The 12,853-nt window shown below is 63.9% G+C and carries 9 protein-coding genes and 1 tRNA gene; 6 read left to right on the top strand and 4 right to left on the bottom strand.

The genetic code is table 11. From position 1 onward, the window contains the following. The first annotated feature begins 369 nt into the window (after positions 1 to 369). On the top strand, positions 370 to 996 hold the full coding sequence (locus JFN93_RS24655; protein ID WP_199387050.1) for a hypothetical protein: 627 nt from the start codon (positions 370 to 372) through the stop codon (positions 994 to 996). A 288-nt stretch (positions 997 to 1,284) separates the two neighbouring features. Then, a tRNA-Lys gene (locus JFN93_RS24650) sits at positions 1,285 to 1,360 on the top strand. An 89-nt stretch (positions 1,361 to 1,449) separates the two neighbouring features. Here JFN93_RS24650 and JFN93_RS24645 read toward each other — a convergent pair. Continuing rightward, a complete protein-coding gene (locus tag JFN93_RS24645; RefSeq protein ID WP_199387049.1) occupies positions 1,450 to 2,748 on the bottom strand; it encodes a two-component system response regulator in 1,299 nt (432 codons plus the stop codon). Next, on the bottom strand, positions 2,732 to 6,052 hold the full coding sequence (locus tag JFN93_RS24640; protein WP_199387048.1) for a PAS domain S-box protein: 3,321 nt from the start codon (positions 6,050 to 6,052) through the stop codon (positions 2,732 to 2,734). The genes JFN93_RS24645 and JFN93_RS24640 overlap by 17 nt, the downstream gene beginning before the upstream one ends. A 437-nt stretch (positions 6,053 to 6,489) precedes the next feature. Between JFN93_RS24640 and JFN93_RS24635 the strand changes: the two genes are divergently transcribed. Next, positions 6,490 to 7,995, top strand: coding sequence for a mercuric reductase (locus tag JFN93_RS24635; RefSeq protein ID WP_199387047.1), 1,506 nt, complete (start codon positions 6,490 to 6,492; stop codon positions 7,993 to 7,995). A 153-nt stretch (positions 7,996 to 8,148) separates the two neighbouring features. Here JFN93_RS24635 and JFN93_RS24630 read toward each other — a convergent pair whose 3' ends face one another. Together JFN93_RS24630 and JFN93_RS24625 are read right to left on the bottom strand one after the other, a co-directional pair. After that, positions 8,149 to 9,327 (bottom strand): GGDEF domain-containing protein, encoded by a 1,179-nt coding sequence (locus JFN93_RS24630; RefSeq protein WP_236021953.1) that lies wholly within the window; start codon positions 9,325 to 9,327, stop codon positions 8,149 to 8,151. 230 nt (positions 9,328 to 9,557) lie between these two features. Beyond that, positions 9,558 to 11,159 (bottom strand): thiolase family protein, encoded by a 1,602-nt coding sequence (locus JFN93_RS24625; RefSeq protein WP_199387045.1) that lies wholly within the window; start codon positions 11,157 to 11,159, stop codon positions 9,558 to 9,560. A 123-nt stretch (positions 11,160 to 11,282) separates the two neighbouring features. Here JFN93_RS24625 and JFN93_RS24620 point away from each other — a divergent pair, with 123 nt between their 5' ends. The 3 genes from JFN93_RS24620 to JFN93_RS24610 are packed head-to-tail and all read left to right on the top strand — an operon-like array spanning position 11,283 to position 12,665. Further along, entirely contained in the window at positions 11,283 to 11,636 is a 354-nt protein-coding gene (locus JFN93_RS24620; protein WP_199387044.1) for a VOC family protein, read from the top strand. An 11-nt stretch (positions 11,637 to 11,647) separates the two neighbouring features. Further along, positions 11,648 to 12,115, top strand: a complete 468-nt coding sequence (locus tag JFN93_RS24615) for a WbuC family cupin fold metalloprotein (RefSeq protein ID WP_199387043.1) — start codon at positions 11,648 to 11,650, stop codon at positions 12,113 to 12,115. Next, entirely contained in the window at positions 12,099 to 12,665 is a 567-nt protein-coding gene (locus tag JFN93_RS24610) for an SH3 domain-containing protein (protein ID WP_328754583.1), read from the top strand. The genes JFN93_RS24615 and JFN93_RS24610 overlap by 17 nt, the downstream gene beginning before the upstream one ends. Positions 12,666 to 12,853 lie beyond the last annotated feature (188 nt).

Raw genomic sequence — 12,853 nt, 5'->3', positions numbered from 1 at the left:
CCCTCTGCGAAACTAAGGAGACCCTCTGCGAAACTAAGGAGACCCTCTGCGAAACTAAGGAGACCCTCTGCGAAACTAAGGAGGCCCTCTGCGAAACTAAGGAGACCCTCTGCGAAACTAAGGGGACCCTCTGCGAAACTAAGGGGACCATCTGCGAAGCTAAGGGGACCACCTGCGAAGCTAAGGGGACCACCTGGCAGAAAGACACACATCGATGTCATCAGGGGGCGTGTAAAGGATTTTGTAAATGCCCCATCGGCTACATCAGGTGTCCTTTTGGTCTTTTCTGCTTTCGCGCCGACATCACCTGCTGCCGGTGGTAAGATTAAAGTTATCCGGAATCAAATCTCATAATCAAAGGAGGCAGCCATGAAAAGGATCGGCTGGGCTCTCCTGATCCTGTTACTGGCAATCACCGTTGGGGGCTGTGGTGGCAGCAGCGGCCCTTCGACCGTCGTCACCCAGATTCTCAGCGACCCCACCCGCGACCAGGACATTGCCCTTAGCTCCGGCGGCGTCTTCAGCTTCAGCGGAACCGACACCGCCACTGTTCTGGCCGGGATCGACCCGTCCACCCTCACCGAGTACCGTGCCTTTCTCGACTTTTCCCTGGGCACCGTTCCCGCCGACGCCGTCATCGTCTCCGCCACCCTCGACATCTTCATCGACAACATCACCCCCCAGCCGCTGTTCACCACTATTCCCATCCGGATCGACCTGGTCTCCTACCCGCAGCCGCTGGTCGCCAGCGACTTCGACCGGAACCAGCAGCTGCCGCTCGCTTCCACGACCATCGTGCCCCCCATCGCACAGAGCGACCTGCTGCATCATGTGGCGGTCGACGTGACTCCGCTCATGCAAGAGGCGCAGCGGCGCGGCCTGTCCCGCTTCCAGGTCCGGATCCTGGAGGATCTCGGTCCGGTTACCCCGGGGTTGATCGAGATCGAGGAACTCGCCACCAGCCGCGCCCCGCTGCTGACCGTCGAATATTTCTGAACCGCCAGAGTGAAGTCGCGGCACTAAAAAATGAAGGGACCAGCTCGAAAGAGCTGGTCCCTTTTGCTTTGTGCAGTGGCAACTTTTGGGGAAGCCTTTTTAAGGCCCTAAGGGACACCAGGGAGCTAAGCCGGTTGATGGTATTCTGAGGTATTTGTATTGGGAAAAACAATAGAGGTAAGCGTAAAATACGATACTTTTTTCTTGAACGAACCGGCCGCTTTTGCTATATAGATACTCACCCGTCGGGAGGGGCAGGATAACCTCCACACAATACTCGTGTTTTTCGGGCCGCTAGCTCAGTTGGTAGAGCAGTTGACTCTTAATCATCAGGTCGTTGGTTCGATCCCAACGCGGCCCACCATCCTCACAAACGCTTCAGGTGCTACCTGGGGCGTTTGATTTTCCCCCCCAGCAGCCATTTCCGCCCCCCCGTTGTTTCTTTAGCCGACCTCAACCCAGAGAATCAAAGGGGGAATCGGCGCAGATTAGCGATTCCCTCTTTTCTTGTTTGTGCCGGTACATCGCCGCGTCGGCCTGGCGGATCAGGGTCTCCATGGTGCTCCCGTCCCGGGGGTAGAGGGCCACCCCGATGCTGGGGGAAACCTGGACCCGAACCGCATCGACGACGAATTCGCTGCGTACCGTATCGACCACCTTTTCCGCAGTCCGGATCGCGTCCACTTCCTCCCGCACCCCGTTGATCACGATGATGAACTCGTCACCCCCCAGCCGGCTCACCGTGTCGCTCGCCCGCACCAGGCCGAGCAGCCGCTGCCCGATCTCCTGCAATACCAGGTCGCCGGCCTGGTGGCCGAGGTGGTCGTTGATCGCCTTGAAATTGTCCAGATCGATGAACAGGATCGCCAGTTGCCGACCGTAGCGCTGCGCCGCGGCCAGCGCCAGCTCGAACCGGGCGGTGAGCAGACTGCGGTTGGGGAGGCCGGTCAGCGCGTCGTGCATGGCGAGATGGCGGATCTGCTCCTCGGCTCTTTTGCGCTCGGTGATGTCGGACAGGATCCCGACGTGGTGGGTGATCTCGCCCGCCGGGTCGTTGACGCAGGTGATGGAAAGCCTGGCCGGGAAGTGGGTCCCGTCCTGGCGCCGGTTCACCAACTCCCCTTGCCAGGAACGCTTGGTGCTGATTTCCTCCCACATGGCCTGGTAGAAGGATGGCTCCTGTTCCCCGGACGAAAGAAGGTGCGGGTTTTTACCGATGACCTCGTCGGCCGCGTATCCGGTGATCCGGCAGAAGGCGTCGTTGACCGATACGATGCGGTTGGACCGGTCGGTCACCAGGATTGCCTCGGGGCTGCAGCGATAGACCGTGGCCGCCAGCCGCTGCTGCTCTTCGAGGTAGAGCCGGTGCGCGCATTCCAGAAGGCGGTTGCTCAGCTTTTCGGTGCCGATCGGCTTCACCACGTAACCGTTGACTCCCAAATCTATGGAGTCCAGCAGGTACTCGGTCTGCTCGAAGGCGGTGGTCACGATGACCGGGACGTTCCCGTCGAGCTCGCGGATCTGGCGCACCATCTCCAGGCCGTTCATCTCCGGCATCAGGATGTCGGTCACCACGAGATCGATCTGGTGGGCGCGGAAGGCGGCCACCCCTTGGGTCCCGTTTCCCGCCGGGATGACCTTCCCGACGCGCCGCTTCAGGAAAACCTCCAGCTGGCGTCGTACGTCTTCATCGTCTTCCACGTAAAGCACGGTAAGCGTCTTCAGAAACTCCTGGTCATGCGTTCGATCCATTGGCGCTCTCCCCGGCTAGCGGGGCGAAGACGGCGAATTCCGCTCCGCCCGCTACGTTTCTTGCCCTCAGGTTTCCGTTCATGTTGCGTTCGATGATCATTTTGGACATGTACAGCCCGATGCCGGTCCCTCCCTGTTTCGTGGAGAAGTAGGGCTCGAAGATGCGGGGCAGGACCGCATCCGGGATGCCACCCCCGCTGTCGCGCACCGTGATGCACCCTTTTCCCCCATCCATCTGCAAGGAGATGACGATATCTCCGGCACCCTCTCCCCGCCCCTTGATCGCCTCCTTGGCATTGGTGAGAAGGTTGAGCAGCACCTGGGAGAACTGGTTCGGAAACCCGGCCAGCCTCAGGTCGGGGACCCCCTGCACCTGGATCCGGATCTGGTCGTTGCCGAAGCTCGACTCGACCAGCGAGATCGCCTCGCGGATCTGCTGGGCGGCCGAGAAGGCCACCACCTCGCGGTCGGGGCGGAAGAAATTCCGGAAGTCGTTGATGGTGGAGGACATCTTCTGGATCAGCCGGTTCCCCTCCGCCGTCGCCTTTTCCAGGTATGCCTCGTCCATCTCGCCAAAGTGGTAGGCGTCCGCCATGTTGGCGATCAGCAGGTCGAGCGCGTTGAGCGGCTGGCGCCACTGGTGGGCGATGTTGCCGATCATCTCCCCCATCGCCGCCATCCTGCTTTGGGAAATGAGGATCTGGTCCTTTTCCCGGCTCTTCGCCAGCTCCTCGGCCACCCGCTTCTCCAGGGAGCAGTTCAAGACGGCGAGCTGCATTTGCTTTTGGGCCAGGGCCTGCTCCGCCCGCTGCCGCTCGTGGACTTCCTCCTCCAAAAGGGTCGTTTGCTGGTAGAGAAGCTCCTCGGCCCGCTTGCGCGCCGTGACGTCGACGGCGATCGACAGGACCGCGGGGCGCCCCTGCTGCTGGATCGGCATCATCACCGCTTCGACGATGGTCACGTCCCCGTCCAGGCGCAGGAGCCTCAGCTCGCGGGGCGGGACCGATATCTGCTCTCGTTGCACCTTCTCGACCCGCTGTCGGGAGATCTCCCGGTCCTGGGGGTGGAGCCGGGCCAGGAGGGGGGTGCCGAGCAGATCGTCGGCGGAGCGCGCGCCGAGCTTGCGGACCGCCGCCGGGTTGACGAACACGATTTTCCCCTTTTCCTGGATCACAATCAGGTTGGGGGAGGATTCGATGATGTTGCGGTAGCGCAGTTCGCTTTCGGCGAGCTCCTGCTCGATGAACTTACGGTCGCTGACATCGGTGATAAAGCCGTGCCAGAGGATGCTGCCGTCGTCCTGCTGCTGGGGGCGCGCGCTGCCGAGGCGCCAGCGCACCCCCTGGGCCGGGAGTACCACGCGGAACTCGTGCTGCCAGGGACGTCCCGAATGACGGGATTCCTCCACCGAGGCGAGATACCCGGGGAGGTCGTCGGGATGGATCAGTTTCAAAAGCCGGGAACCGTCCCGGGCGAGCTCCTCCGGCGTCACTTCGTAGAGCTCCTCGATGGCCCGGCTCACGTAGGGGAAGGTGGAACGGCCGTCCGGGAAGAGCTGGAACTGGAAAAAGGCCCCGGGGACCTGCAAGGAGAGGTTCTGGAGTCGCTCCGAACTGGCGCGCAACTCCGAAGTCCGCTCCTCGATCCGCTGCTCCAGGGTCTGGTTCAGGGCGGTGACTTCGCGGAAGGTGGCGGTGAGGGCATCGGCCACCACCTGGATGTGGGTGCTCAGGCTCTGGACCTCGCGAATCCGGGAGCCCGGCCAGTCGCTGATCCCCTGGCCCAGGCGGGCCGGAATCGCCGCCGCGGTCTGCTCCAGGCGGCCCAGCGAGTTGGAGAGGAGACGGCTCAGGACCCGGGACACCGGAAGGATCAGCAGCGTCGTCCCCCAAAGCAGGAGGAGCTGGTCGTTGATCTTCTCGGCCACCTCCGTCACCAGCGGCGCGAGCGGGCGTTCCACCACGATGTGCCACGGGGTCCGGGCCGAAGCCGGGATTTCCCGCACCATCACCTTTTCCGCTCCCCGCGCCATGATCCGCGCGCTCCCCGGGGTCTGATCCTGCAGGTGGTAGCCTCCCTGCCGGGCATAGCGGGCCCCGTTGCTTTCGGGCCAGACGAATCGCTCGCGGGGACGAAAGCGCTTCCCGGTGCTCACGACGACAGAGCCGCGGCGGTCGACCACGCTGATCTCGGTCCGCGGCTGGTTGAGCAGGGTGCCCAGGCGCATGGAAAAGACATCGAGGTTGACCGCGCCGGCGCAGTACCCGCGGTAGCTTCCGTTGATGACGATCGGGGCGAAGACCGGGACCACCGCGCCGCTCGCCGCACCCCCCACCCTGGCCGTCCCGCCGACCAGGGGCTGGAGGGTTCGCTGCAACTGGGTGAGTTCGGCGGCCGAAGCGGTGCAGCCGGTAACCAGGGGATCGGTTGAGGGAACGGCGGCCGGGGCCCGGGCCATGCAGGTGCCGTTGCGGTCGAAGGCGGCCATGAGCAAAAGGCTCGGGATCCCGAGTTTGAGGGTCTCCACCTCGTGCTGCAGTTGGCTGCGGCTTTGGTGCTCCGGAACACGCACCAACTGGGCCAGGGCAATCACCCCTTGCATGCTGGATGCGGCGGCGGCCCCTAAAAGCCGGTCGGCGTTGGTTGCCACGATGGTGACCTGGCTGTTCATCTCCGCCTCGGCGTCGTCCACGTTCTCGATCATTTCATGGAACAGTTCCCCAATCGACGGGAGGATGGTAATGGCGACCAGTGCGGTGAAGATGATCTCGCGCAGCGGGATGGCGTTTTGGGGGAAAGGGGTCCGGTTTCGCATCAGCAGCTGCCCATACAGGATGGCCGTGGCCAGGAGGGCGTTGAGCAGCCCGTTGACCGATTCCTTCAGGGCGATGAGGAGGGTGATATGGGGGGGGGAGCGAAGCACGCCGCCGTAGAACAGGAAGATGAGCGGCATCCCCGCCACGATCCAGAAGACGGTGTCGGCGAGGACCAGGTTTCCCCAGCGGCGCCGCTTGCAAAGCGCGACGGCAAGGGCCTCCAGGAAGAGCACGATGGCGGAAAAGGGGTGTCCCCAAGTGAAGATGGTGGCCGTTGCGGCGATGGCTCCGGCCAGGGCGGCGCCCCCCATCCCGAACCGCCCGATCGCCAGCATGACGAAGATCGATCCGGTCAGGATCTCCACGTTCAGGACGACGTGGATCGGGCACCAATTCCCCAGAAACGCGCCCAGGCAGAGCAGGGCCAGGAGAAAGCCTTCCTGGGTGGCAGATCGCTGTCGGCAAACGGTATCGGAGGATTCAGTCATGATGCTCCTCGCTCGACCGGTGAAGTTTGCTATCTGCTGCAGGTGTTACAGGCACTGCCAAGGGATGGGTGTGGCAGAAACCAGATTGATGGGTAATGTCACATTGAACTTTACTTTGCTGTGTGACAAAGTCCAGACCTTAGTCTCAGATAATTTTCATCAAGGCTGTTATTGGTTTTGGTTAATGATTGACAAAGACAGCAATCTCCGTCGGTTCCCCACACCGTGTCCGGCGCATATAGCATATAATGGGCGAAGGACCGGCTCTCTGAGCATTCCGCTGGCGCAATCGGGGCCACCGAGACAGTGGGAGGGTAGTCCAGCCCGTTGCATTGACAGCCATCGGGCCGATGGCATAATGACTCGTCCTTTGCAGGGCCCAAAGCCGCGGTAATGGTACCGCGGGCCGACCGGCGCAACTTTTTCGGGGGAGCGTCATGAAACCGGATACCGAAGCAAACCGCACCCTGGCCGAAAACGTCCATCCCGGGGAGTGGACCAACCCGGTCCCCGCCCCCCGTTACAACCTGGTGGTGATCGGCGGCGGAACCGCCGGACTGGTTTGCGCCGCGGGTGCCGCCGGACTCGGGGCCAAGGTGGCCCTCGTCGAGCGGGGCGATCTCGGTGGCGATTGTCTCAACGTCGGCTGCGTACCGTCCAAGGGGATCATCCGTGCCTCCCGCGCCTTCCACGACGCTCGGACCAGCGGCCGCTTCGGGGTCTCCGGGACCGAGGGGCTCGCGGTGGACTTCGGGCAGGCCATGGAGCGGATGCGGCGGCTGCGGGCCGGAATCAGCGGCCACGATTCCGCCCGCCGCTTTCGCGACCAGCTCGGGGTGGACGTCTTTTTCGGCTCGGCGTGTTTTGCCGGGCCGGACCGGATCGAGGTCGGCGGGGCGGTGCTGCCGTTCTTTCGGGCGGCCCTGTGTGCGGGCGGGAGGGCCGCCGCGCCGCCGGTGCCCGGGCTGGCCGAGGCGGGGTATCTCACCAACGAGACGGTCTTTTCCCTGACCGAGCTCCCGGCGCGGCTTGCCGTCATCGGCGCCGGACCGATCGGCTGCGAGCTTGCCCAGGCTTTTGCCCGCTTCGGGAGCCGGGTCACCGTCATCGACCGGGGCGACCGGCTGCTGCACCGCGAGGACCTCGACGCTGCGGAACTTCTGCGTGCGGTAGTTGAGGGGGAGGGGATCGGGCTGCGGCTGGGGCGAAAGATCGACGCGGTGACCCGGCACGGGGCGGAGCGGCGCCTGCGGCTTTCCGGGGCGCAGGGAACCGAGGAACTTTCGGTGGATGCCATCCTGGTCGGCGCGGGGAGGGTGCCCAATATCGAGGGGCTGGAACTGGAGCGGGCGGGGATCGAGTTCGACCGGGACGGGGTGAAGGTGAACGAGAACCTGCGTACCAGCAATCCGCGGGTCTTTGCCGCGGGAGACATCTGCTCGGGATACAAGTTCACCCACCTGGCCGACGCCCAGGCGCGGATCGTGATCGCCAACGCGCTCTTTTTCGGGAGGAAAAAGCATACGGCGCTCACCGTGCCGTGGTGCACCTACACCGACCCGGAGATCGCCCACGTCGGTATGTACGAAAAGGAGGCGCGGGAGCGGGGGCTCGAGGTGACCACCTTGACGGTGCCGTTGTCCGAGGTGGACCGTGCGGTTTTGGACGGCGAGGAAAGCGGTTTTGCCCGGGTGCACCTGGTTAAGGGGAGCGACCGGATCCTGGGAGCTACGGTGGTGGCGCGCCATGCGGGGGAGATGATCAGCGAGCTGACCCTGGCGATGGTGGCGGGGAAGGGGCTGGGGACGATCGGGAACACGATCCATCCGTATCCGACCCAGGCCGAGGCGATCAAGAAGCTCGCCGACCTCTACAACAGAAGCCGCCTGACGCCAAGGCTCAAGCGTCTGCTAACGTGGTGGATGGGGTTCAGCAGGCAATGAGACAATGAGACAATAAGACAATAAGACAATATGACAATAAGACAATAAGACAATAAGACAATAAGACAATAAGACAATAAGACAATAAGACAATAAGACAATAAGACAATGAAAGGCCGCGACCCCTCTGGCTTTTTATGGTCTCATTGTTCTTTATCTGTGTACGGCAACCTGGTTCCGCCCGCGTTTCTTGGCCTGGTAGAGCGCCTTGTCGGCCATGCGCAGGGCTTCCTCCGGGGCGGTCCGCTGGTCGCCGGAGGCGGCGACCCCGATGCTCACCGTCACCGAGACGGTTTCGGCGCTCCCGCCGGCCTCGGAACGACGCTTCCGGCCGGTCTCCTCTTCCTGGGGACGGTCCTTGCCCCGAAGCTTCAGCTGGTAATCCTGGATCGTCTCGCGCAGCTCTTCCAGGTGGGGAAGCACTTCGCCCACAGTCTTGCCGGGAAAGATGATGGTGAATTCCTCCCCCCCGTAGCGGTACGCCTTCCCGCCCCCCTTGGTAAGACGGATCTTCGCCCCCACCAGTTTCAGTACCTGATCCCCCACGTCATGGCCGTACGTGTCGTTGAACCCCTTGAAGTGGTCGACGTCGATCATCGCGACGACGTAGCGCCGCCCGAGCCCCATGATCTGCTCGTTCAGGGCGCGCCGGGACGGCAGCGCGGTCAACTCGTCGGTGAACGCCATCGAGTGCGAGTCCTGCAGCACCCCGATGCTCAAAAGCACCGCGGCCGCGGCCGTGAACAGGGTCGGGGTGAAGTCGGCGGCGATCCGGTCGCAGGAGATCCCGATGGCGATCAGGGTGCCGAACAGCGCCACCTCGATCGGGGAGCAGCGCTTGAGCACGCGGACCGCAATCAGCACCCCGGCCACCACGAAAAGGACCACCGCCGGCTGGGGGAGCCCCAACCCTTCCAGAAAAGGGCTCTTCACGATGGGATGGGAAAGCAGCTCCGGAACGGCGCTGTAGTCGACCCGGAAGCGGACGATCCAGTAGACCGCGATCAGCTGTATCGCGATGAAGCTCATGCGGAGCCGGCCGGCATGGGTGAAAATACCGCGCTCGGCCATGAAGGAGAGGAGCAGGAGGTTGATCGGGAGCAGGAAACAGAAGCAGTGGTAGATGGCGCTCGGGGTGTAGCCGGTGGCGCCGATGAGCAGGTAGTGCCGGGTAACCAGGTGGAACAGCCCGAGAAGAAGCAGGGCGAAGAAGACGCGGCCGCGGTTGAAGGCGAGGCTCAAACCGAGTCCGACGGCAAGGGCGAGATAGGGGGAAAGGAACACCAGCTCCCGCTGCACCGGGGATAGCAGAGGGATTTGCCTGAGACTCATCTGAGTCGCAACCAGAAGTGCCGCCGGTAGGGCGATGGTGCTCACTCTTTTGATCAAGGCATACGACAAAGGCAACCCACCACTAGTTCAAGCACCGCGTCCCGGAAACGGGGTGCGTCATGGAGTTGCGCAGAGATCGGTAGATCGGGCTCGGCAAGGCGCAACTTCCCTCAATTACATAACAAGCCGCTTTATTATACTGGCGGAGCGGACCTGTCAACGGCAATCTGTCAAACGGCGCCGGTCAGGCGCTTCCATCCGTTGCCGGCGAGCTCCAGGACGCCATCCACGGTGCGCTGATAAAAACGCCGCACCGGCATCCGGTTCACCAGGATATCCTCGCCGCTTCGCTCCAACGTGATCCGGTCCCCGGGGGCGAGCCCCTGGACCAGCTCGTAGCTCTCCGGGCCGAGTCCGAAAAGAAACGGATACCTTTTGCCCGAGAAGGCGCAGGATACGATGACGATGACCCCCTCGGGGAGCCCGGTCTTGTAATCGAAACGGGTGGTGGCGGCGACGTAGCGCCCTTCGGTCTCGGTGCCGGAGGCCAGGAGGCTCGCGACGTTCGCTTCCTTGGGCTTCATCTGCCCCAGCGGCGGGAGCCCCCACGGCGAGACCGCGGCGTGGGGCCGGGCCCGGTAGTGGCCGGTCCGCTCGATCAAGGTCACCACGTTGTTGTTGATCGGCCCGCCGATGGAGTGGGCGAGCCCCAGGTCGAAGCGCCCCTCCTGGATCAGCTTGTGGTTCTCCACGATCTGGATCATCCCGGTCGCCCCGAGCGGATGGCCGCGCCCCTTGAGCCCGCCGGTGAGGTTGGTCGGGAAGGCGCCGTCCGGTCCGGTCAACTCGTCGTTCAAAAGGGCTTCCACGATCCGGCGCCGCGGCACGAAGCCCAGGTCGACCATGTTGATCGGCCCGAACCCGTTGAACGGATCGTGCATGTTGACGTGGATGCGGCCGGCAAAGTCGGTGATGTTCTTGATCTCCGCCATGGCGTATGCCTCGGAGGCGGCGCGCACCGTGGCCGGAAAGGAGTGGAAATAGGGGCGGTCGGCGATGGTCGGGATGTCGGTGGCGCTCCCCACCCCGGAAACCATCACCTCGTGCGGCAGGGCGCTCAAAAGGACCCCGGCGACCCCGTCCGACATCGGACAGAAGTCGTGGTAGCGCAGCGGATACCAGTAGCGGTAGTTTTTGCCGTTGACGATCTCGCGGTAGTACTGCTCCAGCGGGATCTCGAAGTTCAGGTGGGCGTCGGGGTTCTGGGCGGCGAAGCGGTGCGCCCGCTGGGTCAGCAGCGCGGAGAAGGCGGTCCACTCGTCGATGTCGAGTTTCAGCCGGTTCATGAGCGCCCCGGCGACCAGCGCGCCGCAGGCCGGCATGGTGAGGCCGAATTCCCCTTCCTCCCGGTCGATCACCCCCGCGACGATGCGGGTGGCGGCGGCGGTGGAGACGTCGCTCATCTTCTGGATTCCCAGGGCGAGGACGTGGTCGCAGCGCCCCGAGGCGATCTGCAGGTAGGCGTATTCCAGGGCCGAGGCCCCGGACGAGGAGGCGGTGTCGATGAGGACCGACTTGGCGCCGGAGATGCCGAGCACCCCGGCGATCTTCGCCGCGGTGTTGTCCACCCCGGAGAAGGCGACCGGGTTCTGGCACCCGACCACGACCGCGTTTACGTCGGAGCGGCGGACCTTCCCGGTGGAGAAGAGCTCCGACGCCTTGGCCGCCATCTCCAGAAAGGAGAGCTTTTCCCGCTCCTTTCCGGTATAGCGTCCGACCGGCCCCATGAAGGACGAGGCGATGTAAACCTTCCTCGGCTGAAACGAACTCATTCCGCCCCCGCTCCCGGCGCGACACCTTTGCCGCCGGAGATTACCCTTGCCAGTCCACAGCCACTCTGCTACTCTCTGCTATCTATTAGAAAGCTGTCACAACATATCATTAAGGCGGTCAATATGGTAGAAAAAATTAAAAACATCGTCGTATTCGTTCGGGATTTCCAGGCCGCGCGCCGTTTCTACAAGGACCTGCTCGGGCTCCCCATCGCCCAGGAATCGGAAACGATGATGGAATTTCTCCCCGGGTCCGAGACCAAGCTCGGGGTGGCGCTCGCCCTGCACGAGGCGGCGCAGAAGCTGGTCGGCCGTCATACCGGCGTCACCTTGAACGTCACCGGGCTGGACGCCCTCTGCACCGCCCTGGTGGAGAAGGGGGCACACTTCACCGAGCCGCTGGAGCGGACTCCCTGGGGAAAGATGGCGGTGGTAGCCGACCCCGACGGCAACGAGTTCGCCCTGGTGGAAGGGTAAGGAGGCCGCTCATGGAGATCATCGATCAGGAGCTTTTGGACCGCCTTTCCGAGCAGGCGCGGCTCGCGCCGAGGCTCCGGAAGAACCACAACCTCCACACGGCGGACGACTCCCGCTGCCACCGGCTCCTGAACGCCATCGAGCCCGACTCCTACATCCGGCCGCACCGGCACCTGAGCCAGGACAAGGACGAGGCGTTCGTCCTGCTGCGCGGCACCCTCGGGGTGGTCACCTTCAACGACGAAGGCGAGATCATGGAGAGCGTGAAGCTGACCGCCGGCCGGGGGGCAGTCGCCGCCGACATCCGGCACGGCGTCTTCCACAGCGCGGTGAGCCTGGAGCCGGGAACCGTCTTTTTCGAAGCCAAGGCCGGCCCCTACCAGCCGCTTGCCCCGCAGGAGCTCGCCCCCTGGGCGCCGGAAGAGGGGTTCCACGAAGGGCGGGTGTACCTGGAGAAACTGCGTGCCCTCTTCACGTAGGACGCTTTTTTTCACCCTGATCCTCCTGCTTAGCTGCACCGTCGCCTTTGCCGCACCGCCGAAGCCGCGCCCCTACAGCGGCTTCGGCGTCGTCGTTTTGGGGCGGGGGGATCTCCTGGTCCTCTATGCCGAACCGGGGGTGCAGCGGGTCGGCGAGCTCTCCGCGGAGCGGATTCCGGCGCTCGCCGCCGAGGGGGGAGAGGTCGCGGTCGCGGCCGACGCCCGCAAGGGGGAGTGGGTCCGGCTCGCCTACGACGAGGCGGGGCGCGAGGGATGGGTCGAGCTCAAGCGCTCCTGGGAGCTTTGCTCCTGGGAGGAGTACCTTCCGGGGCGCTCGGTGCGGCTTTACGGCGGGCTGAAAAGGGGTTTGTATCTCCTCTCCCCGACGCCGGGCGAGGGGAAGGGGTCGGTAAGCCTGGTGCCGGGACAGACGGTCCGGGTGGCCGAGGTGGCGGGGGAGTGGGCGCGCAGCGAGCGTCCCTCCGGCTGGTTTCGCTGGCGCGACGGTGACCGGCGGCTCACCATCGTCCCGCTCCCGCCGCTGCGCTGAAAGAAAAAGCGTTGACTCCACCGGCAGTTCATGCTATCTCAACCGGCATGTTAAACGAGACTCTGTACATCCGTGGCCTGGGCCACGAGCTGGCAGCAGCGGCCGCAACCTGATCGGGGCCGCCACTGCTTATTCAGAGACAGATATGATACTGAAGGCCGTGGGGGTTCCCACGGCCTTTTTGCATC

Source organism: Geomesophilobacter sediminis (assembly GCF_016458275.1).
Lineage (GTDB): Bacteria > Desulfobacterota > Desulfuromonadia > Geobacterales > Geobacteraceae > Geomesophilobacter > Geomesophilobacter sediminis.
The sequence above is the reverse complement of the archived record's forward strand: the minus strand, read 5'-3'. Positions and strand labels throughout refer to the sequence as shown.